This window comes from Cupriavidus sp. CPT47-8839-RL05A (assembly GCF_058792255.1).
This window is the reverse complement of sequence record NZ_JBYTEG010000021.1, coordinates 52,021-76,794: the sequence shown is the minus strand read 5'-3', so window position 1 is coordinate 76,794 and position 24,774 is coordinate 52,021. Positions and strand designations below refer to the sequence as shown.

General features: G+C 65.3%; 21 protein-coding genes. 2 read left to right on the top strand and 19 right to left on the bottom strand.

Annotation, left to right across the window (positions count from 1 at the left end):
- Positions 1–61 precede the first annotated feature (61 nt).
- Positions 62–2,188: a polyphosphate kinase 1 gene (gene ppk1 / locus AC3WVS_RS23920; RefSeq protein ID WP_081050189.1), complete on the top strand. Its 2,127-nt coding sequence runs from the start codon at positions 62–64 to the stop codon at positions 2,186–2,188.
- A gap of 96 nt (positions 2,189–2,284) precedes the next feature.
- On the opposite strand, the gene phoR is transcribed toward ppk1, so the two are convergent.
- From phoR to AC3WVS_RS23865, 11 genes are all read right to left on the bottom strand, one after another.
- Positions 2,285–3,667, bottom strand: a complete 1,383-nt coding sequence (gene phoR, locus AC3WVS_RS23915; protein WP_492320601.1) for a phosphate regulon sensor histidine kinase PhoR — start codon at positions 3,665–3,667, stop codon at positions 2,285–2,287.
- Between the two features lie 133 nt (positions 3,668–3,800).
- Positions 3,801–4,508, bottom strand: coding sequence for a phosphate regulon transcriptional regulator PhoB (gene phoB / locus AC3WVS_RS23910; RefSeq protein ID WP_492320600.1), 708 nt, complete (start codon positions 4,506–4,508; stop codon positions 3,801–3,803).
- Between the two features lie 27 nt (positions 4,509–4,535).
- Positions 4,536–5,240, bottom strand: coding sequence for a phosphate signaling complex protein PhoU (gene phoU / locus AC3WVS_RS23905; protein ID WP_018309301.1), 705 nt, complete (start codon positions 5,238–5,240; stop codon positions 4,536–4,538).
- A 47-nt stretch (positions 5,241–5,287) separates the two neighbouring features.
- The gene (pstB, locus tag AC3WVS_RS23900; protein ID WP_013957282.1) at positions 5,288–6,076 is read right to left on the bottom strand and encodes a phosphate ABC transporter ATP-binding protein PstB; all 789 of its coding nucleotides are present in this window, start codon (positions 6,074–6,076) and stop codon (positions 5,288–5,290) included.
- A 52-nt stretch (positions 6,077–6,128) separates the two neighbouring features.
- On the bottom strand, positions 6,129–7,028 hold the full coding sequence (gene pstA, locus AC3WVS_RS23895) for a phosphate ABC transporter permease PstA (protein WP_492320599.1): 900 nt from the start codon (positions 7,026–7,028) through the stop codon (positions 6,129–6,131).
- Complete coding sequence (gene pstC, locus AC3WVS_RS23890) at positions 7,025–7,993, bottom strand: phosphate ABC transporter permease PstC (protein ID WP_011615657.1); 969 nt, start codon at positions 7,991–7,993, stop codon at positions 7,025–7,027. The genes pstA and pstC overlap by 4 nt, the downstream gene beginning before the upstream one ends.
- 118 nt (positions 7,994–8,111) lie before the next feature.
- A complete protein-coding gene (gene pstS / locus AC3WVS_RS23885; protein WP_492320598.1) occupies positions 8,112–9,143 on the bottom strand; it encodes a phosphate ABC transporter substrate-binding protein PstS in 1,032 nt (343 codons plus the stop codon).
- A 231-nt stretch (positions 9,144–9,374) separates the two neighbouring features.
- Complete coding sequence (glmM, locus tag AC3WVS_RS23880) at positions 9,375–10,718, bottom strand: phosphoglucosamine mutase (protein WP_492320597.1); 1,344 nt, start codon at positions 10,716–10,718, stop codon at positions 9,375–9,377.
- A gap of 58 nt (positions 10,719–10,776) precedes the next feature.
- Entirely contained in the window at positions 10,777–11,643 is an 867-nt protein-coding gene (folP, locus tag AC3WVS_RS23875) for a dihydropteroate synthase (protein ID WP_492320596.1), read from the bottom strand.
- A gap of 131 nt (positions 11,644–11,774) precedes the next feature.
- Complete coding sequence (gene ftsH / locus AC3WVS_RS23870) at positions 11,775–13,661, bottom strand: ATP-dependent zinc metalloprotease FtsH (protein ID WP_492320595.1); 1,887 nt, start codon at positions 13,659–13,661, stop codon at positions 11,775–11,777.
- Between the two features lie 153 nt (positions 13,662–13,814).
- Positions 13,815–14,480 carry an RlmE family RNA methyltransferase gene (locus AC3WVS_RS23865; protein ID WP_010814316.1) on the bottom strand — a complete coding sequence of 222 codons (666 nt, stop codon included), beginning with the start codon at positions 14,478–14,480 and terminating at the stop codon, positions 13,815–13,817.
- A gap of 297 nt (positions 14,481–14,777) precedes the next feature.
- Between AC3WVS_RS23865 and AC3WVS_RS23860 the strand changes: the two genes are divergently transcribed.
- Positions 14,778–15,281, top strand: coding sequence for a YhbY family RNA-binding protein (locus AC3WVS_RS23860; RefSeq protein WP_010814317.1), 504 nt, complete (start codon positions 14,778–14,780; stop codon positions 15,279–15,281).
- A gap of 87 nt (positions 15,282–15,368) precedes the next feature.
- On the opposite strand, the gene AC3WVS_RS23855 is transcribed toward AC3WVS_RS23860, so the two are convergent.
- The 8 genes from AC3WVS_RS23855 to AC3WVS_RS23820 all read right to left on the bottom strand — a co-directional run bounded on the left by AC3WVS_RS23855 (position 15,369) and on the right by AC3WVS_RS23820 (position 24,740).
- The gene (locus tag AC3WVS_RS23855) at positions 15,369–15,872 is read right to left on the bottom strand and encodes a DUF4149 domain-containing protein (RefSeq protein ID WP_010814318.1); all 504 of its coding nucleotides are present in this window, start codon (positions 15,870–15,872) and stop codon (positions 15,369–15,371) included.
- A 54-nt stretch (positions 15,873–15,926) separates the two neighbouring features.
- The gene (gene greA / locus AC3WVS_RS23850; RefSeq protein ID WP_492320594.1) at positions 15,927–16,403 is read right to left on the bottom strand and encodes a transcription elongation factor GreA; all 477 of its coding nucleotides are present in this window, start codon (positions 16,401–16,403) and stop codon (positions 15,927–15,929) included.
- Between the two features lie 248 nt (positions 16,404–16,651).
- Positions 16,652–19,900 carry a carbamoyl-phosphate synthase large subunit gene (gene carB / locus AC3WVS_RS23845; RefSeq protein WP_492320593.1) on the bottom strand — a complete coding sequence of 1,083 codons (3,249 nt, stop codon included), beginning with the start codon at positions 19,898–19,900 and terminating at the stop codon, positions 16,652–16,654.
- Positions 19,901–19,989: 89 nt separating this feature from the next.
- A complete protein-coding gene (gene leuE, locus AC3WVS_RS23840) occupies positions 19,990–20,661 on the bottom strand; it encodes a leucine efflux protein LeuE (RefSeq protein ID WP_439670747.1) in 672 nt (223 codons plus the stop codon).
- A 38-nt stretch (positions 20,662–20,699) separates the two neighbouring features.
- The gene (gene carA / locus AC3WVS_RS23835) at positions 20,700–21,836 is read right to left on the bottom strand and encodes a glutamine-hydrolyzing carbamoyl-phosphate synthase small subunit (RefSeq protein ID WP_492320592.1); all 1,137 of its coding nucleotides are present in this window, start codon (positions 21,834–21,836) and stop codon (positions 20,700–20,702) included.
- 334 nt (positions 21,837–22,170) lie between these two features.
- Positions 22,171–22,581, bottom strand: a complete 411-nt coding sequence (locus tag AC3WVS_RS23830) for a RidA family protein (protein ID WP_010814323.1) — start codon at positions 22,579–22,581, stop codon at positions 22,171–22,173.
- A 48-nt stretch (positions 22,582–22,629) separates the two neighbouring features.
- The gene (locus AC3WVS_RS23825; RefSeq protein WP_492320591.1) at positions 22,630–23,055 is read right to left on the bottom strand and encodes an acyl-CoA thioesterase; all 426 of its coding nucleotides are present in this window, start codon (positions 23,053–23,055) and stop codon (positions 22,630–22,632) included.
- Positions 23,052–24,740 (bottom strand): AMP-binding protein, encoded by a 1,689-nt coding sequence (locus tag AC3WVS_RS23820; RefSeq protein WP_492320590.1) that lies wholly within the window; start codon positions 24,738–24,740, stop codon positions 23,052–23,054. The genes AC3WVS_RS23825 and AC3WVS_RS23820 overlap by 4 nt, the downstream gene beginning before the upstream one ends.
- Positions 24,741–24,774: the final 34 nt, after the last annotated feature.

The following is a 24,774-nucleotide window of genomic DNA, read 5'->3' as shown; positions in this document are numbered from 1 at the left end:
TATGTCCTGGTCATGTCTGCATCATGACAAAATCAAACTGTCATAAAAGTGACACGTTTTTATGAAAAAGTCGCCACATTACCAAAAGAAGGTCATGCTCATGTCGACGACTCCGTCCAGTACGCTGCTCAACCGCGAACTGGGCATCCTGGAATTCAATGCCCGCGTGCTGGCGCAAGCGGCGGACCCGAAGGTCCCGCTGCTGGAGCGGCTGAAATTCATCTGCATCGTGTCCAGCAACCTGGACGAGTTCTTTGAAATCCGCATGGCGGGCCTGAAGGAACAGATGCGCGACAACGCTTCGGGGCTGACGCCGGACGGCCTGTCATTCCAGCAGACCTACCAGCTTGTCACCGAGCGCACGCAACGGCTTGTGGCTTCGCAGTATGACATGCTGCAGAACACCATTTTTCCACTACTTGAAAAAGAGGGGGTCTTTTTCCACCTGACCACCACCTGGACCGACGCCCAGCGCGAATGGGCGCGCGAATTCTTCCAGCGCGAACTGGGGCCGGTGCTGACCCCGATTGCACTGGATCCCGCCCACCCCTTTCCCCGCGTGCTCAACAAGAGCCTGAACTTCGTGGTGGAATTGTCCGGCAAGGACGCCTTCGGCCGCGAGGCCGACCTGGCCATCGTGCAGGCGCCGCGCGCGCTGCCGCGCGTGGTGAAGATGCCGGAGAAGCTGTCGGGCTACCCGTATGGCTTCGTGATGCTGTCGTCGTTCATGCAGGGCTTCGTGCATGAGCTGTTCCCGGCGATTGCCGTGCACGGCTGCTACCAGTTCCGCGTCACGCGCAACTCCGACCTGTTCGTCTCGGAAGACGAGATCACCGACCTGCGCGAGGCGCTGCAGGGCGAGCTGCCCACGCGCCATTTCGGCGATACCGTGCGCCTGGAAGTCTCGTCGGACACGCCGGCACCGCTGGCGCGCCGGCTGCTGCTGGAATCGGGCCTCGCCGAGCAGGACCTGTATCGTGTTTCCGGCCCGGTGAACCTGGTGCGGCTGATGCAGATCCCCGACATGGTGGACCGGCCCGCGCTGAAGTTTGCGCCGTATGTGCCCGCCCCGGTCAAGGCCTTCTCCGCCGGCGCGTCGATGTTCGACGTGATGCGACAGCAGGACGTGCTGCTGCACCACCCGTACGAGAGCTTCAGTTCCGTGCTCGACCTGCTGCAGCTGGCCGCGGCCGACCCCAACGTGGTCGCGATCAAGCAGACCGTCTATCGCACCGGCAATGAGTCGCTGGTGATGGAAGCGCTGATGACCGCCGCGCGCAACGGCAAGGAAGTGACCGTGGTGGTGGAGCTGCTGGCGCGCTTTGACGAGGAAACCAACATCAACTGGGCCGAGCGCCTGGAATCCGCGGGCGCACACGTGATCTACGGCGTGGTCGGCCACAAGTGCCACGCCAAGATGCTGCTGATCGTGCGGCGCGAGCCCACCGGCCCCAAGGCCAAGCAGGTCAAGCTGCGGCGCTACGCCCACCTCGGCACCGGCAACTACCATCCGCGCACCGCCCGCCTCTACACCGACTTCGGCCTGCTGACGGCCAACGAGGAGATCTGCGAAGACGTGCACCACGTGTTCCAGCTGCTGACCGGCACCGCCGGCACCATCCGGCTGAACCACCTGTGGCAGTCGCCCTTCACCATGCAGAGCAACCTGGTCGACCATATCCGCGCCGAGGCCCGCAACGCGCGCGCCGGCAAGCCCGCGCGCATCATCGCCAAGATGAACGCGCTGCTGGAGCCATCGATCATCGACGAGCTGTACAAGGCCTCGCGCGCGGGGGTGAAGATCGACCTGATCGTGCGCGGCGTGTGCGCGCTGATGCCGGGCGTCCCGGGCATGTCCGAGAACATCTCGGTGCGCTCGATCATCGGCCGCTTCCTGGAACACCACCGGGTCTACTACTTCCACGCCGGCGGCGAAGAGGTGCTGTACCTGTCCAGCGCCGACTGGATGGACCGCAACCTGTTCCGCCGCGTGGAAGTTGCCTTCCCGGTGCTGGACAAGGCGCTGAAGGCACGCGTCATCAAGGAAAGCCTGCAGGTGCACCTGCGCGACAACGCCTCGGCGTGGATCATGCAGCCGGACGGCAACTATGCACGCAAGCAGACGCGCTCGAAGCGTCCACATGTGAGCCAGAACGATATGCTGGTGATGTTTGGGGGGATGCCCTGAGCGGGCTTCTGTTGCCCACCTTGCGCCAGGAGCCGAGGAGGCTTCCCTGAGGCATAACATGCAAAACCCCGCCGCGGCGGGGTTTTCCTTTCCGGCTCAGGCGGCGCGCCGCGAGGTGTCCGGCGACTGCGGCGGCGCGGTCGGGCCGCTGCCTGGCGCTGGCATGTCCGCGCCCTCCACGGCCGAACGCAGGCTGCGTTCAAGCGGGAAGATCACGCGGAACACGCTGCCCCGGCCCTCTTCGCTGGTCACGCGCAGGTCCGCATGGTGGCGTGACAGCACGTGCTTGACGATGGCCAGCCCCAGCCCGGTGCCGCCGGTGTCGCGCGAGCGGCTGCGGTCCACGCGGTAGAAGCGCTCGGTCAGCCGGGGAATATGCTCGGGAGCGATGCCCAGGCCGGTATCGGCCACCGAGAACACGGCATGACCCTCTTCCCAGGCCAGCTTGATGGTGATGCGCCCGCCGTCCGGCGTGTAGCGCACGGCGTTCGACACCAGGTTGCCCAGCGCCGACAGCAACTCGGTCTCTGCGCCGCGCATGCCGACGGTCGGGTCGATCTCGGCCGAGACCTGGTGCCGTCCCTGCGACAGCGCCTCGGCGTCGTGGGTCAGGTGCGCCACCATGGCACGGATCGGCACGATGTCATTGCCGGGCGGCTGCGCATCGCTTTCCAGCTTGGCCAGCGCCAGCAGGTCTTCGACGATGCTCTGCATGCGCACCGACTGCGCCAGCATCATGTCGATGTAGCGGCGCCGGTCGTCTTCCGATACCGGCAGGTCGCGCACGGTCTCCAGGAAGCCGGTCAGCACCGTCAGCGGCGTCTTCAGTTCGTGCGACACGTTGGCAACGAAGTCGCGCCGCATCGCCTCGGTGTTTTCGAGCTTGGTGATGTCCTGCGTGATCACCAGCTTGCGGTTGTCGCCATAGGGCAGGATCTGCACCGCGATCACGCTGTGCTTGTGTTCGCCCATGTCGCGCATCACCAGCGGATCGTCAAAACGCTGCCGGGTCAGGTAGTGGACGAACTCGGGCCGGCGGATCAGGTGGGTGATGCGCTGGCGCACGTCGCGCCGCGCGTTCAGGCCGAAGTGCTGCTCGGCCACGTCGTTGCACCACTCGATCTGGTCGGCGTCGTCCAGCATCAGCACGCCGTTGGGCGAAGCCTGGATGGCCTGGATAAAGCGCGTGTGCTGCTGCTCGACCTGCAGCACCTGGGTGCGCCAGCGCTTGACCAGCCGGTGCAGCCGGTAATACACCTCGCCCCAAAGTCCGAGTGCACTGGGGATCTCGCCGTAGACCGGCGCATCGAGCACCTTCCACAGGCGGTTGATCTGGTACAGGTAGTAGAACAGCAGCCCGAGCAGCGATACGCATGCCAGCGCCAGCGCCGGCACCGGGCCCACGGCCAGGTAAACACCGGCGGACAGCACCAGCAGGCTGATCAGGATGGCCACGGAACGGGCCCAGATGACATTCATGCGCAGGGTTCAGGCTCGCAGCCAGGGAAGGCTGCAGGGTTGCGACGGAGTGTGCCACGAATTCCCCGCGCCCTGCCAGCAGCGTGGGCTCTGGCAGGGCAGCACGTCAAGCCGCCCTCCCGTGTCCGGCGCGTCAGGCGCCGGGCGTGCGCGCCAGGCGGTAGCCACTGCCGCGCACGGTTTCGATCATATTGCTGTAGCCGCCGGGGGTGAGCGCGGCGCGCAGGCGCTTGATATGGACGTCGACGGTACGCTCCTCGACAAAGACATGGTCGCCCCAGACCTGGTCGAGCAGTTGCGAGCGGCTGTGCACGCGTTCCGGATGCGTCATCAGGAAGTGCAGCAGGCGGAACTCGGTCGGACCCAGCTCCAGCTTGATCGCGCCGCTCTCGTCCTGGCCGGTGACGCGGTGCGTGGCCGGGTCCAGGCGCAGGCCGTTGATGGCCACCACATCGTCGGTCAGCTGCGGCGCACGGCGGCGCAGCACCGCCTTGATCCGCGCCAGCAGTTCCTTGGGCGAGAACGGCTTGGTGACGTAGTCGTCGGCGCCGGCCTCAAGCCCCATCACCTTGTCCTGCTCCTCGCCGCGGGCGGTCAGCATGATGATGGGGATCTGGCGGGTGCGGTCGTTGGCCCGCAACTCCTTGGCGAAGTTCGCGCCCGACTTGCCCGGGAGCATCCAGTCGAGCAGCACCAGGTCGGGCAGCACATCGCTCATCAGCGACAGCGCCTGCTCGGCGTTATAGGCCCGGATCGGATAGTGCCCCGCGTGCTGCAGGTTCACGGCGATCAGTTCGGCGATCGCCGGTTCGTCTTCGACAACGAGAATACTGCTTGGCATGTAATTGTTCTCCGTGGGCGGCTGAGTTCAGCTCAGCGCTTCGCGCTCCATGTCCTCGCGCGAGACATGGCGGACGTCCGTCCCCTTGACAATGTAAATGATAAATTCCGCGATGTTCTTGGCGTGATCGCCGATGCGCTCGACGGCCTTGGCGATGAACAGGAAATCCAGCGCGACCGAGATCGTACGCGGGTCTTCCATCATGTACGTGATCAGCTTGCGCACGAAGCCGCGGAATTCCTCGTCGATGGCCTTGTCGTCCTTGACGATGCGCGCCGCCGCCACGGTGTCCAGGCGCGCAAAGGCGTCCAGCGCCTGGCGCAGCAGCGAGATCGCCATCTCGCCCGAGAGTTTGACCTCGGCGTAGTTGATGCTGTGCGCCGACGCGTCTTCCATGATGTGCTTGGTGCGCTTGGCGATCTTCTCGGCTTCGTCGCCGGCGCGCTCCAGGTTGGTGATGGTCTTGGAGATGGCCATCACCAGGCGCAGGTCGCGCGCGGTCGGCTGGCGCCGGGCAATGATGTTGCCGCAGTCGGCATCGATCTCGACTTCCAGCGCGTTGAGCTGGATCTCCCGGGCGATGACCTGGTCGGCGGTCTCGCCATCGAAGTCGGCCAGCGCGCGCATGGCGAGCTCGATCTGCGACTCGACCAGGCCGCCCATCTGCAGCAGCTTGGTGTTGATCGCGTTGAGGTCGGCGTCGAACTGGGTCGACAGGTGCTTGTCTGGCATGGGATTCTCCTGGCCGCTTATGGATATGCTACGCCCTGCGGTAACGATCAGCCGAACCGGCCTGTAATGTAGTCTTCCGTTTCCTTGCGGTGCGGCTTGATGAAGATCTTCTCGGTCTCGCCGAACTCGATCAGCTCGCCCAGGTACATGTAGGCGGTGTAGTCCGAGCAGCGCGCCGCCTGCTGCATGTTGTGGGTAACGATCACCACGGTGTACTCATCCTTCAGTTCCGCGATCAGCTCTTCGATGCGGCCGGTGGAGATCGGGTCAAGCGCCGAGCATGGCTCGTCCAGCAGCAGCACTTCCGGGCGGATGGCAATGCCGCGCGCGATGCACAGGCGCTGCTGCTGGCCGCCGGACAGGCCGTAGCCGGACTGGTGCAGCTTGTCCTTGGCCTCGTTCCACAGCGCCGCCTTGGTCAGCGCCCATTCCACGCGGTCGTCCATCTCCGAGCGCGACAGCTTCTCGAACAGGCGCACGCCGAAGGCGATGTTGTCGTAGATCGACATCGGGAACGGCGTCGGCTTCTGGAACACCATGCCGACCTTGGCGCGCAGCAGCGCGATGTCCTGGCGCGCGGTCAGCAGGTTTTCGCCGTCCATGTTGATCTCACCCTCGGCGCGCTGCTCGGGGTACAGCGCATACATCTTGTTGAAGGTGCGCAGCAGCGTCGACTTGCCGCAGCCCGACGGCCCGATAAAGGCCGTGACCTTGCGGTCCGGGATCGACATGTTGATGTCTTTCAGCGCATGGAACTGGCTGTAGTAGAAGTTCAGATTGCGCACGTCGATCTTGGCGCGTACCGAATCGGGAATGTCGATGACGGTGGAGGTCATTGCGTTTCTCGCTTGCAGTCTTTAGGGCGGGACGGATTACCGGCCGCGCCGCTTATTTCTTGAACAGGATGCGCGCCAGGATATTCAGGGCCAGCACGCCAATCGTAATCAGGAACACACCCGCCCAGGCCAGTTGCTGCCATTCGGTGAACGGGCTCATGGCAAAGCGGAAGATCGTCACCGGCAGGTTGGCCATCGGCTTGTTCAGGTCGCTGGTCCAGAACTGGTTGGACAGCGCGGTGAACAGCAGCGGCGCGGTCTCGCCGGCGATACGGGCGACGGCCAGCAACACCCCGGTCACAATGCCGGCGTAGGATGACTTCACCGTGATCGACAGCACCATCTTCCACTTGGGAGTGCCGAGTGCGAAGGCCGCCTCGCGCAGCGCGTTGGGCACCAGGTTCAGCATGTTCTCGGTGGTGCGCACCACGATCGGCACCTGCAGCAGCGCCAACGCGCAGATCCCGGCCCAGCCCGAGAAGTGGCCCATGCGGGTCACCACCAGCGCGTAGACAAAGAGCCCGATCACGATCGACGGCGCCGACAGCAGGATGTCGTTGATAAAGCGGATAAAGCTGGCCAGCGGCGAGCTCTTGCCGTACTCGGCCAGGTAGATGCCGGCCAGGATGCCCAGCGGCGTGCCAAACAGCGTGGCCATGCCGACCATCACGAAGCTGCCGAAGATGGCGTTGGCCAGGCCGCCGCCGGCGGTATTCGGCGCCGGGGTCATCTGCGTGAACAGGTCCAGCGACAGGCCGCCCACGCCCAGCGTGACGGTAGTCCACAGGATCCACGCCAGCCAGAACAGGCCGAAGCCCATCGCCACCAGCGAGGCGGTCAGTGCATACAGGTTGGTGCGGCGGCGGCGCGCCTGCAGCCGGGTGCGGATGGCATCCGCGTCGGGGCGGACCGCCGGGATCGATACGGTAGACACGGCTTGACTCGCGCTCATTTGGTTCCCTCATTCTTTGCCAGTCGCAGCAGCAGCAGCTTGGACAGCGCCAGCACCACAAAGGTAATGAAGAACAGGATCAGGCCCAGTTCCATCAGCGCGGCGGTGTGCAGGCCGGCGCCGGCTTCGGCGAATTCGTTGGCGAGCGCCGAGGTGATGCTGTTGCCCGGCGAGAACAGCGAGGCGCTGTCCAGCAGGTTGGTGTTGCCGATCACGAAGGTGACGGCCATGGTCTCGCCCAGCGCGCGGCCCAGGCCCAGCATCACGCCGCCGATGACACCCGCGCGGGTATAGGGCAGCACCACGTTCCACATCACTTCCCAGGTGGTGCAGCCCACGCCGTAGGCGGATTCCTTGAGCAGCACCGGGGTGACTTCAAACACGTCGCGCATCACCGAAGCGATGTACGGGATGATCATGATCGCCAGGATCACGCCCGCGCACAGCAAGCCGATGCCCAGCGGCGCGCCCTGGAACAGCTTGCCGACCACCGGCAGCTGGCCCACCGTGGCGGCCAGGGGCTTCTGGAAATACTCGCCGAAGATCGGCGCGAACACGAGCAGGCCCCACATGCCGTAGACGATCGACGGCACCGCGGCGAGCAGTTCGATGGCGGTGCCCAGCGGGCGGCGCAGCCAGGCCGGCGACAGCTCGGTCAGGAACAGCGCGATGCCGAAGCTCACCGGCACCGCGATGATCAGCGCGATCAGCGAGGTCACGATGGTGCCGTAGATGGGCACCAGCGCGCCATAGACATCGGCGGGAGGATCCCACTCCGCGGTCCACAGGAAGCGCGCGCCGAAGGTCTGGATCGACGGCCAGGCGCTGATCGCGAGCGAGACGATGATGCCGCCCAGCAGCAGCAGGGTCACGATCGCGGCGCCCCGCGTCAGGCCGCCGAACAGGATGTCGCCCATGCGGCTCGGGGGCTGGACGTTGCGGATCTCGGAGGGGGTAGTCGCCATGTCGGGAATTCAGGGTGGATCGCCGCTCCCGCCTGGGCGGGAGCCCGGTGTCCGGGCCAGTTTCGGGCAGCCCGGCCACCGGCCCCGCACTCGCGCGGGGCCGGCGATGCCGTCAGGATCAGTACAGCGCCTTGCCCGAGGCGTCCTTGACGCTGGTCTTCCAGGTCGAACGGATCTGGTTCACAACGTTTTCCGGCAGCGGCACGTAGTCGAGGTCGGCAGCCATGTTGGCGCCGCTCTTGTAGGCCCAGTCGAAGAACTTCAGCACTTCGGCACCCTGCGCGGCCTTTTCCTGGTTCTTGTGGACCAGGATGAAGGTGGCGCCGGCGATCGGCCAGGCTTCCTTGCCCGGCTGGTTGGTCAGGATCTGGTAGTAGGTCTTGCTCCAGTCCGCACCGGCGGCGGCAGCCTTGAAGGCATCGTCGCCCGGCTTGACCACGGCACCCGACGCGTTCTTCATGTTCACGTGGGTCATCTTATTCTGCTTGGCGTAGGCGTACTCGACGTAGCCGATCGCACCGTTCAGGCGCTGCACGAAGGCGGCGACGCCCTCGTTGCCCTTGCCGCCGGTGCCGCCGCCCGGCCAGTTGACCGTGGTGCCCTCGCCCACCGCGCTCTTCCAGTCCGGGCTGACCTTGGACAGGTAGTTGGTGAAGATGAAGGTCGTGCCCGAACCGTCGGCGCGGCGCACCGGCAGGATGTCCTGGCTCGGCAGCTTGGCCTGCGGGTTCAGCGCCTTGATCGCGGGGTCATCCCACTTCTTGATCTTGCCCAGGTAGATGTTGGCCAGCACTTCGCCCGTGATGGTCAGTTCGCCCGGCTTCACGCCCTGCAGGTTGATCACCGGCACCACGCCGCCGATCACGGTCGGGAACTGGACCAGGCCCTGCTTGTTCAGGTCCTCGTCCTTCAGCGGCGCGTCCGAGGCACCGAAATCGACCGTCTTGGCGCCGATCTGCTTGATCCCGCCCGACGAACCGATGGATTGATAGTTGACCTTGTTACCCGTTGCTTTTTGGTATGCGTCGGCCCACTTGGAATACACGGGCGCGGGGAAAGAAGCGCCTGCACCGGTAATTTCCGCCGCGAACGCAGTGCCCGCCACCACCATCGAAACGATGCCTGCCACGGCAGTCTTGACCAGCTTCATATGTCCTCCAGAGAACATTGGTTGGGAATGACAAATTTTTGACAAGACGAACTCTATGCTCCCTGTATGACAATTCCGTGACATCTTTAAATCTTCTTGGAACCGGCCTCCAGCAAGGGATCGCCGCTACCATCCGGCAGTCATGGTGACGCAATATGACGGCGGTTAATTGCGTTATGGAATAAAAAAACGCCGGGACTGGCCCGGCGTTTCTGGTCAGGGGGCGGCGTATCAGGCGCTCAAGGCATCGGCCAGCCGCCTGGCCGCGCGCTCGGCCATTTCGGCCTGCTCGGCCTCGACCATCACGCGCACCACCGGTTCGGTGCCGGAGGCACGGATCAGCACCCGGCCGCGCCCCTCCAGTTCAGGCTCGACCGCCGCGCGCGCGGCCTGCAGGCCGGCATGCGACTGCCAGTCGAAGCCTTTCTGCACGCGCACGTTGATGAGCGTCTGCGGGAACAGCCTTACGCCCTCGAGCAACTGCGCCAGCGTCTTGCCGCTGCGGCGCAGCGCGGCCAGCACCTGCAGCGCCGACACGATGCCGTCGCCGGTGCTGTGGCGGTCCAGGCACAGCAGGTGGCCGGAGCCCTCGCCGCCAAGGGTCCAGCTGCGCTTGTTCAACTCTTCCAGCACATAGCGGTCGCCTACCTTGGCGCGCACGAATTCCACGCCCTGGCGCTTGAGCGCCAGCTCCACCGCCATATTGGTCATCAGCGTGCCCACGGCACCCGGCACCGCCTGCCCAGCGGCCTGGCGGTCGCGCACGATCAGATACAGCAATTCGTCGCCGTTGTAGAGACGGCCGTCGGCATCCACCACCTGCAAGCGGTCGGCGTCGCCGTCAAAGGCCAGGCCCAGGTCGGCTCCATGTGCCTTGACCGCCTCAACCAGCTTGCCCGGCGCCGTGGCGCCGTAGCCGTCGTTGATATTGCGGCCGTCCGGCTGGTTGCCGATCGAAACCACGTCGGCGCCCAACTCATGGAACACGTGCGGCGCGATGTGGTAGGCCGCGCCATGGGCGCAGTCGACCACCAGCTTCAGGCCGTACAGGTCCTGCTCATGCGGGAAGGTACTCTTGCAGAACTCGATATATCGGCCGGGGGCATCGTTGATGCGGCGCGCGCGGCCCAGGTCATCGGACGGCGCGCACACCATCGGCTCTTCGATGGCAGCCTCGATCTCCGCCTCGACCGCATCCGGCAGCTTGTCGCCGTCGGCCGAAAAGAACTTGATGCCGTTGTCGTAGTAGGGATTGTGGCTGGCCGAGATCACCACGCCCGCGGACAGGCGCAGCGCCCGCGTCAGGTAGGCGATGCCCGGCGTCGGCAGCGGGCCGGTCAGCAGCACGTGCACGCCGGCCGAGGTAAAGCCGGCTTCCAGCGCCGCTTCCAGCATATAGCCGGAAATGCGCGTGTCCTTGCCAATCAGCACGGTCGGCTTGCCTTGCCCGGTCTTGGCGCCGTGGGCCAGCACCTTGCCGGCCGCATGGCCCAGGCGCATCACGAAGTCCGGCGTGATCGGCGCCTCGCCGACCCTGCCCCGCACGCCATCTGTCCCGAAATACTTGCGTGTCATTCGCTGATTCCCTTTCTTTACTCTGGTCGTTGATCTGTCTGCGGTGGCCGCGGCTGATTCAGGCCGCGCCAACGGACTCGTTGCGCACCGCCCACCAGGTCTTCACGGCATCCACCGTCTGCTCCACATCATGCACGCGCACGATAAATGCTCCGCGCTCCAGCGCACACACCGCGGCGGCAATGCTGGCCGCAACACGCTGCTGCGGCGGCCGGCCACCGAGGACCGCGCCCAGCGTGGACTTGCGCGAGATGCCCGCCAGCACCGGCAGGCCCTCAAGTGCCAGCCGCGGCAGTTGGCCGAGCAGGCGCAAATTATGATCGGGTGTCTTGCCGAAGCCAAACCCCGGATCGAGGGAGATGCGCGCATCGTCGATGCCGGCAGCGCGCAGCACGGCAATGCGCTCGGCAAGGAACCCGGCCACCTCGGCGACCACGTCATCGTAGTGCGGGTCTTCCTGCATGGTCTGCGGATCGCGCTGCATATGCATCACGCACAGGCCCGCCTGCCCCGCCGCCACGGCCTCGACCGCGCCCGGCATACGGAAACCCCAGATATCGTTGATGAGATCGGCTCCGGCCGCAAGCGCGGCGCGCATGACCTCGGGCTTGTAGGTATCGACCGAGAGCGGCTTGCCGCAGTCGCGCAGCGCTTCCACCACCGGGATCACGCGCGCCAGTTCGTCTTCCAGCGGCAGCGCCGCCGAACCGGGCCGGCTCGATTCCCCGCCGATGTCGATGATGTCCACACCCTCGGCGATCATCTGCCCGGCATGGCGCAGCGCCGCGTTCCGGCTGGCATGCTGGCCGCCATCGGAGAAAGAATCGGGCGTGACGTTGAGGATACCCATCACCAGCGGGCGCTGGTCCAGGGCAAAGCGAAAACGGCCGCACTGGAAATACCGGGTCTGAGAAGTCTGCTGCAAGGTAGGAATGCTTGATTCAATCCGGGCGCCGCGGATGCCGCGCAAAAGGAAAAGCCGGTGCACCAGGCACCGGCTTCAGGGACAGGCACTACACAGCCATCACTACGGCGTCGTCTGTGAACGAACCAGGATCAGGCCGTGGCGGGCGCGTTGGTCGGCGGCGCCACCGGCGAGCCGCCCGGAGGCGTGCTGCCGCCGCCGTTCGGGCCCGACGCGCTGCGCGGCGGACGCGGCGGCTTGCCGGCCATGATGTCGTTGACCTGGTCGGCATCGATGGTTTCCCATTCCATCAGCGCGTTGGTCATGGCTTCGACCTTGTCGCGGTTCTCTTCGAGCAGGCGCTTGGCCAGCGCGTATTGCTCGTCGATGATGCGGCGGATCTCGGCGTCGACCTTCTGCTGCGTGGCTTCCGACACGGTCTTCGACGACAGCTTGCCGAACATGCCATCCTGCTCGGTATCCACGTAGACCATGGCACCCAGCGAATCGCTCATACCGAAGCGGGTCACCATGTCGCGGGCAAGCTTGGTGGCGCGCTCGAAGTCGTTGGAAGCACCGGTGCTCATGGCGTTGAGGAAGACCTCTTCCGCCGCGCGGCCGCCGAAGAGGATGGCAACCTCTTCCAGCATGCTGTCCTTGTACTTCGAATACTTGTCATGCTCCGGCAGCTGCCAGGTCACGCCCAGCGCCCAGCCACGCGGCATGATGGTGACCTTGTGCACCGGATCGGCCTTGGGCAGCAGCTTGGCCACCACCGCATGGCCCGACTCGTGGTAAGCCGTGGCCCGGCGCTCTTCTTCGCGCATGACCGTCGACTTGCGCTCCGGACCCATATAGATCTTGTCCTTGGCATCTTCGAAGTCCTGCATATCGACCACGCGCTTGCTCCGGCGGGCGGCAAACAGTGCGGCTTCGTTGACCAGGTTGGCCAGGTCCGCGCCCGAGAAGCCCGGGGTGCCGCGCGCGATGATCGAGGCGTCGACATCGTTGCCGATCGGCACCTTGCGCATATGGACCTTCAGGATCTGCTCGCGGCCGCGGATGTCCGGCAGGCCCACGTAGACCTGGCGGTCGAAACGGCCCGGACGCAGCAGCGCCTTGTCCAGCACGTCGGCACGGTTGGTCGCGGCGATCACGATCACGCCCGAGTTGGCCTCGAAGCCGTCCATCTCGACCAGCATCTGGTTCAGGGTCTGCTCGCGCTCGTCGTTGCCGCCGCCCATGCCGGCGCCACGATGGCGGCCAACCGCGTCGATTTCATCGATGAACACGATGCAGGGTGCCTGCTTCTTGGCGTTCTCGAACATGTCGCGCACGCGGGCCGCACCCACGCCGACGAACATTTCCACAAAGTCGGAACCCGAGATGCTGAAGAACGGTACCTTGGCCTCGCCGGCAATGGCGCGCGCCAGCAGCGTCTTGCCGGTACCCGGAGGGCCGACCAGCAGCACGCCGCGCGGGATGCGCCCGCCCAGCTTCTGGAACTTCTGCGGGTCCTTCAGGAAGTCGACCAGCTCGACCACTTCTTCCTTGGACTCGTCGCAGCCGGCCACGTCCTGGAACGTGACGGCGTTCTGGTTCTCGTCGATCAGGCGCGCACGCGATTTGCCGAATGAGAAAGCGCCGCCTTTGCCGCCCCCCTGCATCTGGCGCATCATGTAGAACCAGAACACGATGATCAGCAGGGTCGGCCCGAGGTAATACAGGGCCTGGACCAGCACGTTGGGTTCGTCGTCCGCCTTGCCGGTCACCTGGACGCCGTACTTCATCAGGTCGCCAACCATCCAGATGTCGCCCGGCGAGATGATGGTGTACTTGGCGCCTTCCTTAGGCGAGACCACCAGGTTGCGGCCCTGCACGTCGACACGCGACACCTTGCCATTCTTGGCGTCATCCATGAACTGCGAATAGGTGACGCTGTCCTGCGCACGGGGCTTGTCGAACTGCTTGAAGACGGTAAACAACACCAGCGCGATCACGAGCCAGATTGCCGCCTTTTGAAACAGGTTGTTATTCAAGGCCGAACTCCTTTGCAATTGCCTTGCCAACGGATAGCTGCATTGTAATGCAGCGCCCGCCCTCGGGGGGAAACAGAGAAACTATGATGCCGATAGCACCGGGTGGGGCACTTTCCACGCTTCTTTTTTCGCCCTGGCTTGTATCGAGACCGGTCAATCCACTGCCTTGAGGTAGCGCCCAAGGATAAAGGTTTCGGAAGACTTGTCGCGAGACGCCTTGGGCTTGCGTTTCGCAACCACTTTGAAATGCCGTTTGAACTTCTCCACGATCTGGCTGTAGCCGCTCCCGTGGAAGCACTTTACCAGCAATGCCCCCTCCGGCTTAAGGTGGGCCTGCGCAAATTCCAGCGCCAGGTCGCACAGGTACTCGATCCGTGCTGCATCGGCGAAGGCCACACCGGACAAATTGGGGGCCATGTCCGACAAAACAAGGTCAATCTTGTTACCGCCGGAGGCGTCCAGCACCACACTTTCCAGTTCGCGGAAGACCGATTCCTCGCGGAAGTCCCCCTGGATGAAAGTGACGTCGGCGACCGGTTCCATCGGCAGCAGGTCGATCGCGACCACGGCGCCATCGATCCTGCCGTCCTTGGCCCGGGGCGAGTCCGCCAGCTTGTTGCGGGCGTACTGGCTCCAGCTGCCCGGCGCCGCGCCCAGGTCGACGATCACCTGCCCCGGGCGGATCAGCTTGTCCTGCTCGTCGATCTCCTTGAGCTTGTAGGCCGCGCGGGCGCGATAGCCCTCGCGCTGGGCCATTTTCACGTACGGATCGTTGATGTGGTCGTGCAGCCACGAATGATTGAACTTGTTTTTTGCCATGCCAGTTACCAGCCTGTTCCCTGCCCCGCCCGCCGCTCAATGCCGCCCGCGAAGGTTTTCCTACTGTTTTGATGATTTTGCTGCCCGACAGTGCCGGATTGACGGATAATACGCGCCAATCCGCATACCGACCGCCGGCTCGCCTTATCAGCTGCCGGCTTGCCGCCCCCGGGCGGCCGTCGGCAGCCTGTCCTTGCCCGACCCGCCGTGTCACGACCGGCGCGGGCTGCAGCGCCCGATTTCCAGCGCCCACGCGCTCTATCACTATTTCAAGCGCCTAATAATCAGCGCCAACCTATGCCCGCTCTACAACTAGTCCCTGCCCAGCGCTCTGACCTGCGCTCCCGTGCCCATGCCCTGAACCCGGTCGTGATGGTCGGCGCCGAAGGCCTGACCCGTGCCGTACTGGCCGAGATCGACCGCAGCCTGGCCGCCCACGACCTGATCAAGATCCGCGTGTTCGGCGACGATCGCGACGCGCGCATCGCCATCTACGAGGAAATCTGCGACCAGCTCAGCGCCGCGCCGATCCAGCATATCGGCAAGCTGCTGGTGGTCTGGCGTCCGGGCGAAGCGCGCCTGAAGGAAAACCAGGCCGAAGACCTGGGCCGCCACACCCCCGCCCGCCGTGGCGGCGCGGCCCCGCGCACGGTGACGGTCAAGAAGCCCAGCGCCGCGCCGAACCGCCGTCCGACCCGCAAGGAAGTCACGGTGCTTGGCAACGAGCGCGTCACCGCCGGCGGCAATGTGAAGCGTTCGCGCGCACGCCCGACCAGCCAGAAGAAGAAGGCGCTGGGCTGAGCACGATCAGCTGAAGCATGACGGGGTCGCTGCCAGGCGACGCCCGATGCCGGCACGCCACGCCCGTGGCCGTGCCGGCGGCCGGCCTCACTCCCCGGCCGAACGCGGCGCCGAAGCGCGCCACACCAGCACCAGCGCCAGCAGGCTTTGCAGCAGGTAGAAGGCGCTCGACACGCCGTGCAGCATGCCGAACTGCGCCTTGTAAGGCGATTCCGAAACGCCGACACCCAGTGCCAGCGCCTTTTCCTTCAGGCCGGCCATGAACGGCTGGGTGCCGAAGTAGCCCGCCAGCACGCAGCACAACATGCCCAGCACCAGCCAGCGCAGGCCGCGATAGCGGTGGGCACCGCGCCGGATCATCACGTTGCACAGCACCAGCTGCAGCACGCCGATGGTGACCCCGACGATGGCCTCGGTATGGAACAGGTGCCCGGCGATCATGCCCGCCATCTCGCGGCTGGGCAGCACCGAAAACAAAGTCGGCGCCACCATGTAGCCGACGGTCCAGAGGCTGCCCGCCCACACCACCGTCAGCAGCAGGAAGATGCGGTGCGGCAGCGGCGGCAGATTGTTATAGGAATTGGAGAACACGTGCCGGTCTTTCCGGGGGCCGGGCCAGGTGCAAGCCTGCCGGCCGGGCCGGCGTCAGATATAGCGTACGGTAATGACTTCGTACTCGCGCTCGCCGCCAGGGGCCAGCACGGTTGCGACGTCGCCTTCGAACTTGCCGATCAGCGCACGCGCGATGGGCGAGCTGACCGAGATCTTGCCGACGTCGATGTCGGCTTCGTCATCGCCCACGATCTGGTAGCTGACGGGACTGCCGGACTCCAGGTCTTCCAGGTCCACAGTCGCGCCAAAGACGATGCGGCCGTCGGTGTCCAGCTGGGTCGGGTCGATGATCTGCGCGGCCGACAGCTTGGCCTCCACTTCCAGGATGCGGCCTTCGATAAAGGCTTGCTTTTCCTTGGCGGCGTCGTATTCGGCGTTTTCAGACAGGTCGCCCTGTGCGCGGGCTTCCGAGATCGCATTGATCACCGACGGACGCTCGACAGCCTTCAGGCGCTGCAGTTCCTCCTTCAGGAGCTCTGCGCCACGCTTGGTAATCGGAATGGTGCTCATGTCTTCGTTCAACAAAAAAATGAGCCGCAGCGGAGCTGGAGCCATCCCTGGCCAATGCTGCCAGGGCACTTCCGCTCAACCGCGGCTTTCAGACAGGACCGAATGCGGGCACGCCGCATCGATCGGCGAATTTGACGTAGTTTAGGCCAGGAAGCCCGCCGGCAGCAACTCCGGCGGGCTTCCTGGACTTGACCGGGCACAACCCGCCCGGCCAGTGGCAATGTGCCGCTTGCCTTACCTGCGGGGCTTCAGGCCAGCGAGGCGTGCAGGCTCTGCAGGTCGTAGACCTCCAGGCTCTGCATGTGCTTCAGGCCCTCCACCGCGGCGCGGGCGCCGGCGATGGTGGTGTAGTAAGGAATGCGGTGAGCCAGCGCCGAGGTCCGGATCGAGCGCGAATCGGCAATCGCGGTGCGGGTTTCGTCCACAGTGGTGAACACCAGCGCCAGTTCGCCGTTCTTGATCATGTCCACGATATGCGGACGGCCGTCCTTGACCTTGTTGACGGTCTTGACCGGGATGCCGGCGGCCTCGATGGCCGAGGCGGTGCCGCGGGTGGCAACGATCGGGTAGCCCATGTCGTGCAGCATGCGAGCCACGCCAACGGCGCGCGGCTTGTCGCTGTCCTTCACGGTGATCAGCACGGTGCCCTTCTCCGGCAGGCGCGAACCCGCGGCCAGCTGGCTCTTGAACAGCGCCTCGCCGAAGGCCTTGCCCACCCCCATCACTTCGCCGGTCGAGCGCATTTCAGGTCCGAGGACCGGATCGACGCCCGGGAACTTGTTGAACGGGAACACCGCTTCCTTGACGCTGTAGTACGGCGGGATGACTTCTTCGCCGATGCCCTGCTCGTCCAGCGACTGGCCCGCCATGCAGCGCGCGGCGATCTTGGCCAGCTGCAAGCCGGTGGCCTTGGACACGTACGGCACAGTACGCGAGGCGCGCGGGTTCACTTCCAGCACATAGACGGTATCGACGCCGTCGTTCTGCTGGATCGCGAACTGCACGTTCATCAGGCCGATCACGTTCAGCGCCTTGGCCATCGCGGCGGTCTGGCGCTTCAGTTCAGCCACGGTCTCGGCCGACAGCGAGTACGGCGGCAGCGAGCAGGCGGAGTCGCCCGAGTGCACGCCAGCCTGCTCGATGTGCTCCATCACGCCGCCGATGAAGACGCGCTTGCCGTCGGAGATGGCATCGACGTCGCACTCGATGGCGTCGTTCAGGAAGCGGTCCAGCAGCACCGGGGAATCGTTCGAGACCTTGACGGCCTCGCGCATGTAGCGCTCGAGGTCGCGCGGCTCATGCACGATTTCCATGGCGCGGCCGCCCAGCACGTACGACGGGCGCACCACCAGCGGGTAGCCGATCTCTTCGGCCAGGCGCAGCGCCTCGTCCTCGGCACGCGCGGTGCGGTTGGGCGGCTGGCGCAGGCCCAGCTCCTGCAGCAGTTTCTGGAAGCGCTCGCGGTCTTCGGCCGCGTCGATCATGTCGGGGCTGGTGCCGATGATGGGCACGCCGTTGGCTTCCAGGTCCAGCGCCAGCTTCAGCGGGGTCTGGCCGCCGTACTGCACGATCACGCCGACCGGCTTCTCGAGCGCGACGATCTCCAGCACGTCCTCCAGCGTCAGCGGCTCGAAGTACAGGCGGTCCGAGGTGTCATAGTCGGTCGACACGGTTTCCGGGTTGCAGTTGACCATGATGGTCTCGTACCCGTCTTCGCGCAGCGCCAGCGCGGCGTGCACGCAGCAGTAGTCGAACTCGATGCCCTGACCGATCCGGTTCGGGCCGCCGCCCAGCACCATGATCTTCTTCTTGTCGGTCGGCTGCGCCTCGCACTCGCCATGCTCGGCCTCGTAGGTCGAGTACATGTAGGCGGTGTTGGTGGCGAACTCGGCCGCGCAGGTGTCCACGCGCTTGTAGACCGGGCGCACGTTCTGGGCGATGCGCGCTTCGCGCACGGCCTTGGCGTCGGTCTTCAGCAGCTTGGCCAGGCGGCGGTCGGAGAAGCCCTTCTGCTTCAGGAAACGCAGCTCGGCGGTCGACAGGCTTTCCAGCGTGCGCGTCTTGACCAGGCCTTCGGTCTTGATGATGTCTTCGATCTGGGCCAGGAACCAGGGGTCGATGTCGGTCTCGGCATAGACCTCTTCCAGCGACATGCCCAGGCGGAAGGCGTCGCCCACGTACCAGATGCGGTCGGGGCCGGCTTCGCCGATTTCCTCGACGACCTCGTCACGGTCCGACGACTTTTCGTCCAGGCCGTCGACGCCCACTTCCAGGCCGCGCAGGGCCTTCTGGAACGATTCCTGGAAGGTGCGGCCCATCGCCATCACCTCGCCCACCGACTTCATCTGGGTGGTCAGGTGGCTGTCGGCCTGCGGGAATTTCTCAAACGCGAAACGCGGCACCTTGGTGACCACGTAGTCGATCGACGGCTCGAACGAAGCCGGGGTCGCGCCGCCGGTGATCTCGTTCTTCAGCTCGTCCAGCGTGTAGCCCACGGCCAGCTTGGCCGCGACCTTGGCGATCGGGAAGCCGGTGGCCTTGGAGGCCAGCGCCGACGAACGCGACACGCGCGGGTTCATCTCGATGACGATCATGCGACCGTCCTTCGGGTTGATCGAGAACTGCACGTTGGAGCCGCCGGTGTCGACGCCGATCTCGCGCAGCACGGCCAGCGACGCGTTGCGCAGGATCTGGTATTCCTTGTCGGTCAGGGTCTGGGCTGGAGCGACGGTGATCGAGTCGCCGGTGTGGATGCCCATCGGGTCCAGGTTCTCGATCGAGCAGATGATGATGCAGTTGTCCTTCTTGTCGCGAACCACTTCCATCTCATACTCTTTCCAGCCCAGCAGCGATTCTTCGATCAGCAGCTCGCGCGTCGGCGACAGGTCCAGGCCGCGCTTGCAGATCTCTTCGAATTCTTCGCGGTTGTAGGCGATGCCGCCGCCGCTGCCGCCCAGCGTGAACGACGGGCGGATCACGATCGGGTAGCCGCCGGTGCCGGTTTCCTGGGCAATGCGCGACTGCACGGCCATGGCTTCGTCCATCGAGTGGGCGATGCCCGACTTGGCCGAACCCAGACCGATCTTGGTCATGGCGTCCTTGAACTTCTGGCGGTCCTCGGCCTTGTCGATGGCTTCCGGCGAGGCGCCGATCAGCTCGACCTTGTATTTCTCCAGCACGCCGTGACGGTGCAGGTCCAGCGCGCAGTTCAGCGCGGTCTGGCCGCCCATGGTCGGCAGGATCGCGTCCGGGCGTTCCTTCTCGATGATGCGCTCGACCACTTCCCAGGTGATCGGCTCGATGTAGGTCACATCGGCCGTGTTGGGGTCGGTCATGATGGTCGCCGGGTTCGAATTGACCAGGATGACCTTGAAGCCTTCCTCGCGCAGCGCCTTGCAGGCCTGGGCGCCGGAGTAGTCGAACTCGCACGCCTGGCCGATGATGATGGGGCCCGCGCCGATGATCAGGATGCTCTTGATGTCTGTGCGTTTTGGCATTGCACGCTCTCTTTATGGGCCGGCCCGCCTTGCCTGCGGACCGCGCCGGTAATCAGGGAATCCGTCAGGATTCAAAAATATCGTCTTGCTCAGTTCATCGTGGCCGTCGCCAGCTTGGCGCCGAAGCCGATGAACATCGCGCCCACCCCGCTCGACATGCCCGCCGACAGGCGCCGGCGGCGCCGGAATGCGTCGGCCAGCTTCGCGCCCACGAAGATGATCGTGGTCAGGTAGGCAAAGCTGCAGAACTGGGCGACCAGGCCCAGCACGGAGAACGACAGCACCGGGTAAGCGAAGGCCGGGTCGACAAACTGGATGAAGAACGAGATGAAGAACAGGATCGCCTTCGGGTTCAGCAGGCTGATCAGCAACGCCTTGCGGAACGGGTCGGACTGGTCGGCCTTGCTAACCGGCGCGGTGGCGGCGGCATCGCCGCGCGCGGCCCAGTTGCGCAGCGCGCCGCGCAGCATGCTGAAACCAATCCACGCCAGGTAGGCCGCGCCAACGTACTTCACCACGTAGAACAGCGCCGGGCTGGCCTTGAGCAGCGAGGCCACGCCCGCCGCCGACAGCACCATCAGCACGAAGTCGCCCAGGAACACCCCGCACGCGCCCTTGTAGCCGGCGCGCACGCCGCGCTGCGCCGCCACCGACAGCACATACATCGAGTTCGGCCCCGGCAGCAGCACGATAAAGATCGTGCCCAGCACATAGGTCCAGAAATCGGTGATGCCGAAAGCGGTATGCATGAAGGCGTTCATGGGATGTCCCTGAGGTCTGCGCTGTTCTTCTTGCCCGCTTACTTGCGCGCGTCCGTCATCAGCTTGATGAAGCGGTCGAACAGGTAAGCCACGTCGTTCGGACCGGGCGACGCCTCCGGGTGGCCCTGGAAGCAGAAAGCCGGCTTGTCGGTCAGCGCGAAACCCTGCAGCGAACCGTCGAACAGCGACTTGTGCGTCACGCGCACGTTCGACGGCAGCGTGTCCGCATCGACCGCGAAGCCGTGGTTCTGCGACGTGATCACCACGCGGCCATCGTCCAGGTCCTTGACCGGGTGGTTGGCGCCGTGGTGGCCGAACTTCATCTTCAGGGTCTTGGCGCCAACTGCCAGCGCCATGATCTGGTGGCCCAGGCAGATGCCGAAGGTCGGGATGCCGCGCTCGATGAACTCGCGCGTGGCGGCGATGGCGTAGTCGCACGGCTCGGGGTCGCCGGGGCCGTTGGACAGGAACACACCGTCCGGATTCAGCGCCAGCGCGTCGGCGGCGCTCGCCTGCGCGGGCAGCACCGTGACCTTGCAGCCGCGCTCGGCCAGCATGCGCAGGATGTTGTACTTGACGCCGTAGTCATAGGCGACCACGTGGAATTGCGGCTTGTCCTGCTTGCCGTAGCCTTCGCCCAGCTTCCATTCGGACTGGGTCCACTCGTACGGTTCCTTGACCGAGACCACCTTGGCCAGGTCCATGCCGGCCAGGCCGGGGAACGAGCGGGCCAGGTCGATGGCCTTCTGGACATTGTCTTCGCCGGCCAGGATGCAGCCGTTCTGGGCACCCTTTTCGCGCAGGATACGCGTCAGCTTGCGCGTATCGATGCCGGCGATGGCCACCACCTTTTCCTGCTTCAGGTAGTGGGCAAGGGTGTGCTCCTTGCGGAAGTTCGAGGCCAGGATCGGCAGATCCTTGATGATCAGGCCGGCGGCATGGACTTTCGTGGCTTCGACATCCTCAGGATTGACCCCGTAGTTACCGATATGCGGATACGTCAGCGTGACGATCTGCCGGGAGTAACTCGGGTCGGTGAGGATTTCCTGGTAACCGGTGATGGCGGTGTTGAACACCACTTCACCGATGGTATGGCCGGAAGCGCCAATGGAATAGCCACGAAAGACCGTGCCGTCTGCAAGCGCGAGAATGGCGGACGGAAAAGACGGTAACACGGGTAGGCTCCTGCTGGACTCACCCCGTGACCGACCAATCGACGCCTCGTGCCTCCCAGGCTGGATCCGTGACGGCGGCAGCGGCATTGCGCCGATGCGGTCGGATCCGGTTGCGACATGCTCCTTGCGTCACATTGAATGCGGACAGCAAAGGCGGCGCGGCTGGGGGCGGCGGAAGGTGGAAAGCGGTAGGCGCTAGGGTGAAGGGTTCTGAAAGCGAAACTTTCGAATTATATCCCGCGCAACCCAATTTCTCAAGTTTTCAAGGACTTGCACGCGGCAGGCGCCGGCTGCGCCACGCCGCCGGCCACCATCCAGCCCTGTGCCTGCTACGTTACGCCCGCGGCGGCACGACCGCCGTGACCTCGATTTCCACCTTGGCGCGCGGCTCCACCAGGTCCGCGACCTCGACCGCCGTCATCGCCGGAAAGTGGCGGCCGATGATGGCCCGGTAATGCTGGCCGATCGCCCCATAGGCGCCGACATATTCCGCCTTGTCCTTCACATACCAGGTCATGCGCACGATATGCTCGGGCAGCGCGTCGCCGGCCGCCAGCACGGCAACCACGTTGCGCAGCGCCTGCGCCACCTGCAGGCCGAAGTCGTCGGTCTCGAATTCACATTTGCCGGTCCAGCCGATCTGGCCGCTGACAAAGAGGAGGCGGCTGCCGACCTGCATTTCGGTCATGGTGCCGTTGGCGTAGCCACGCGGGGGCGCCCAGTCGGGCGGCTGCAGGATGTTCATGGTGCGTTTTCCTGTTGGTATCTGTATGAGTAGATGGAATTCGGGGATTCAGGCCGTCGCGACCAGGTAGGACGACATGGCCTGGCGCACGGCATCGGGCAACGGCTGCGGAGCAATCGAGCCGGTATCGACGCAGACCAGCCGCTGCGTCACTTCCATGCGGGTATCGTCATGCGGGCCGGCGAAGCGGATCGCGAGGGTAAAGCTGGACTGGCCCAGCTTCAGCACGCGCAGCTCGCGCGTCAGCACCTCGCCCAGCCGGCTCGGAGCCAGGAAGCGGCACTCCAGCTCGGCGGTCGGCACGCCGGCGCGGCCCTCGCCATGCATGGCATCGAAGGGCCAGCCCAGCGCCTCGCTGAACCAGTCTTCGATCAGGTCGTTGAGCATCTCGAAATAGCGCGGGTAGAACACGATGCCCGCGGCGTCGCAGTGCTTGAAGCGCACCAGGACGGTGCTGCGGAACACGGGGCTCATGGCTTCCCCGCCTGGTTGACGCCGCCATTGCCGCCGCCATTGCCCTGCTCCGCCATCTGCCGCAGCCGGAAGCGCTGCAGCTTGCCGGTCTCGGTGCGCGGCAGCGCCGGCACGAACACAATGCGGCGCGGGTACTTGTAGGGCGCGATCTGGCGCTTCACGTAGTCCTGCAGCGCGGTGCGGGTAGCGTCGTCCGCCGCCACGCCCTCGCGCAGCACCACATAGGCCATCACCACCTGGCCGCGCCCGTCGTCGGGCGCGCCGACCACACCGCATTCGGCCACTGCCTCGTGCTGCATCAGTGCGCTTTCCACCTCCGGCCCGGCGATGTTGTAGCCGGCCGAGATGATCATGTCGTCCGAACGCGCCTGGTAGAAGTAGTAGCCGTCCTCGTCGACGAAAAAGGTATCGCCCGGCAGGTTCCAGCCCGCCTTCACATAGTTGGACTGGCGTGGATCGTCCAGGTAGCGGCAGCCGGTCGGCCCCTGCACCGCGAGCTTGCCGACCTGCCCCGGCGGCAGGGGCTGCATGTTCTCGTCGACGATCTGCGCGACATAGCCCGGCACCACGCGCCCGATCGCGCCCGGCCTGACCTCGGCGCCGGCGCTGGAGATAAAGATATGCATCATCTCCGTGCCGCCGATGCCGTCGGTCATCTCGATGCCGGTGGCCGCCTTCCAGCTCTGGCGCGTGGCGTCCGGCAGGGCTTCGCCGGCCGACACGCTCTTCTTCAGGCTGGACAGGTCGTAGCGCCGCGCCAGCGCTGCCATCTGCCGGTAGAAGGTCGGGGCGGTAAAGACAATGGTGGCGCGGAAATCCTGGATCAGCCCGAGCAGCGTCTCTGGCGTCAGCTTCTCGGCCAGCACGGCGCTGGCGCCGATGCGCAGCGGGAAACACAGCATGCCGCCCAGCCCGAAGGTGAACGCGATCGGCGGCGTGCCGCAGAACACGTCGTCGGGCCGCGGGCGCAGCACGTGGCGCGGGAACAGGTCGCACATGGCCAGCACGTCGCGATGGAAGTGCATGGTGCCCTTGGGCTGGCCGGTGGTGCCGCTGGTAAAGGCGATCAGGCAGACGTCGTCGCTGGCGGTGTCGCAGGCCTCGAAGGCATCCGGCTTGCCCGCCATCGCCGCCTCCAGCGAACCCTCGCCTTCACCGTTGAAGTACAGCGTGCGCGCCAGGCTCGGGCAATGGAATTCGCCGCCGGCCTGCAGGTTGGCATCGAGTTCCTCGCGCAGCCGCGCATCGCACAGCGCGGCGCCGACCTGGGCCTTGTCGATGATCTGCTTCAGTTCCTTGGCGCGCAGCAGCGGCATGGTCGGCACCGCGACCAGGCCCGCCTTGAGCGTGGCCAGCCAGCTGGCGGCCATCATCAGGTTGTTGGGCCCGCGCAGCAGCACGCGATTGCCGGGCACCAGCTGCATGTCCTCGACCAGCACATGGGCGACGCGGTTCACCAGCGCCGCCAGCTGCGCATACGTGACCGTCTCGATCTGTCCGTCCCGGCGATGGCGGATGGCGATGCGCTCGCCGCGGCCTTCGCGCACATGGCGGTCTACCAGTTCCACCGCAGCATTCATCCGCTCCGGGTAGTCGGTATCGGCATTGAAGCGGAACACCGGCCACATATCGGGCGGCGGCAGGCGGTCGCGCGCGAAGGTATCGAGGTGGGCTGTGGTCGCCATGGCTTGTCTCCTGTCTGCTCTGTATCGGTACGGC

Excerpts from the sequence above, each read along its gene's own strand:
- ppk1 (WP_081050189.1), top strand. The coding sequence starts at position 62 with ATGAAAAAGTCGCCACATTACCAAAAGAAGGTCATGCTCATGTCGACG.
- phoR (WP_492320601.1), bottom strand. The coding sequence starts at position 3,667 with ATGAATGTCATCTGGGCCCGTTCCGTGGCCATCCTGATCAGCCTGCTG.
- phoB (WP_492320600.1), bottom strand. The coding sequence starts at position 4,508 with ATGCCAAGCAGTATTCTCGTTGTCGAAGACGAACCGGCGATCGCCGAA.
- phoU (WP_018309301.1), bottom strand. The coding sequence starts at position 5,240 with ATGCCAGACAAGCACCTGTCGACCCAGTTCGACGCCGACCTCAACGCG.
- pstB (WP_013957282.1), bottom strand. The coding sequence starts at position 6,076 with ATGACCTCCACCGTCATCGACATTCCCGATTCGGTACGCGCCAAGATC.
- pstA (WP_492320599.1), bottom strand. The coding sequence starts at position 7,028 with ATGAGCGCGAGTCAAGCCGTGTCTACCGTATCGATCCCGGCGGTCCGC.
- pstC (WP_011615657.1), bottom strand. The coding sequence starts at position 7,993 with ATGGCGACTACCCCCTCCGAGATCCGCAACGTCCAGCCCCCGAGCCGC.
- pstS (WP_492320598.1), bottom strand. The coding sequence starts at position 9,143 with ATGAAGCTGGTCAAGACTGCCGTGGCAGGCATCGTTTCGATGGTGGTG.
- glmM (WP_492320597.1), bottom strand. The coding sequence starts at position 10,718 with ATGACACGCAAGTATTTCGGGACAGATGGCGTGCGGGGCAGGGTCGGC.
- AC3WVS_RS23865 (WP_010814316.1), bottom strand. The coding sequence starts at position 14,480 with ATGGCAAAAAACAAGTTCAATCATTCGTGGCTGCACGACCACATCAAC.
- AC3WVS_RS23860 (WP_010814317.1), top strand. The coding sequence starts at position 14,778 with ATGCCCGCTCTACAACTAGTCCCTGCCCAGCGCTCTGACCTGCGCTCC.
- greA (WP_492320594.1), bottom strand. The coding sequence starts at position 16,403 with ATGAGCACCATTCCGATTACCAAGCGTGGCGCAGAGCTCCTGAAGGAG.
- carB (WP_492320593.1), bottom strand. The coding sequence starts at position 19,900 with ATGCCAAAACGCACAGACATCAAGAGCATCCTGATCATCGGCGCGGGC.
- leuE (WP_439670747.1), bottom strand. The coding sequence starts at position 20,661 with ATGAACGCCTTCATGCATACCGCTTTCGGCATCACCGATTTCTGGACC.
- AC3WVS_RS23830 (WP_010814323.1), bottom strand. The coding sequence starts at position 22,581 with ATGAACATCCTGCAGCCGCCCGACTGGGCGCCCCCGCGTGGCTACGCC.
- AC3WVS_RS23825 (WP_492320591.1), bottom strand. The coding sequence starts at position 23,055 with ATGAGCCCCGTGTTCCGCAGCACCGTCCTGGTGCGCTTCAAGCACTGC.
- AC3WVS_RS23820 (WP_492320590.1), bottom strand. The coding sequence starts at position 24,740 with ATGGCGACCACAGCCCACCTCGATACCTTCGCGCGCGACCGCCTGCCG.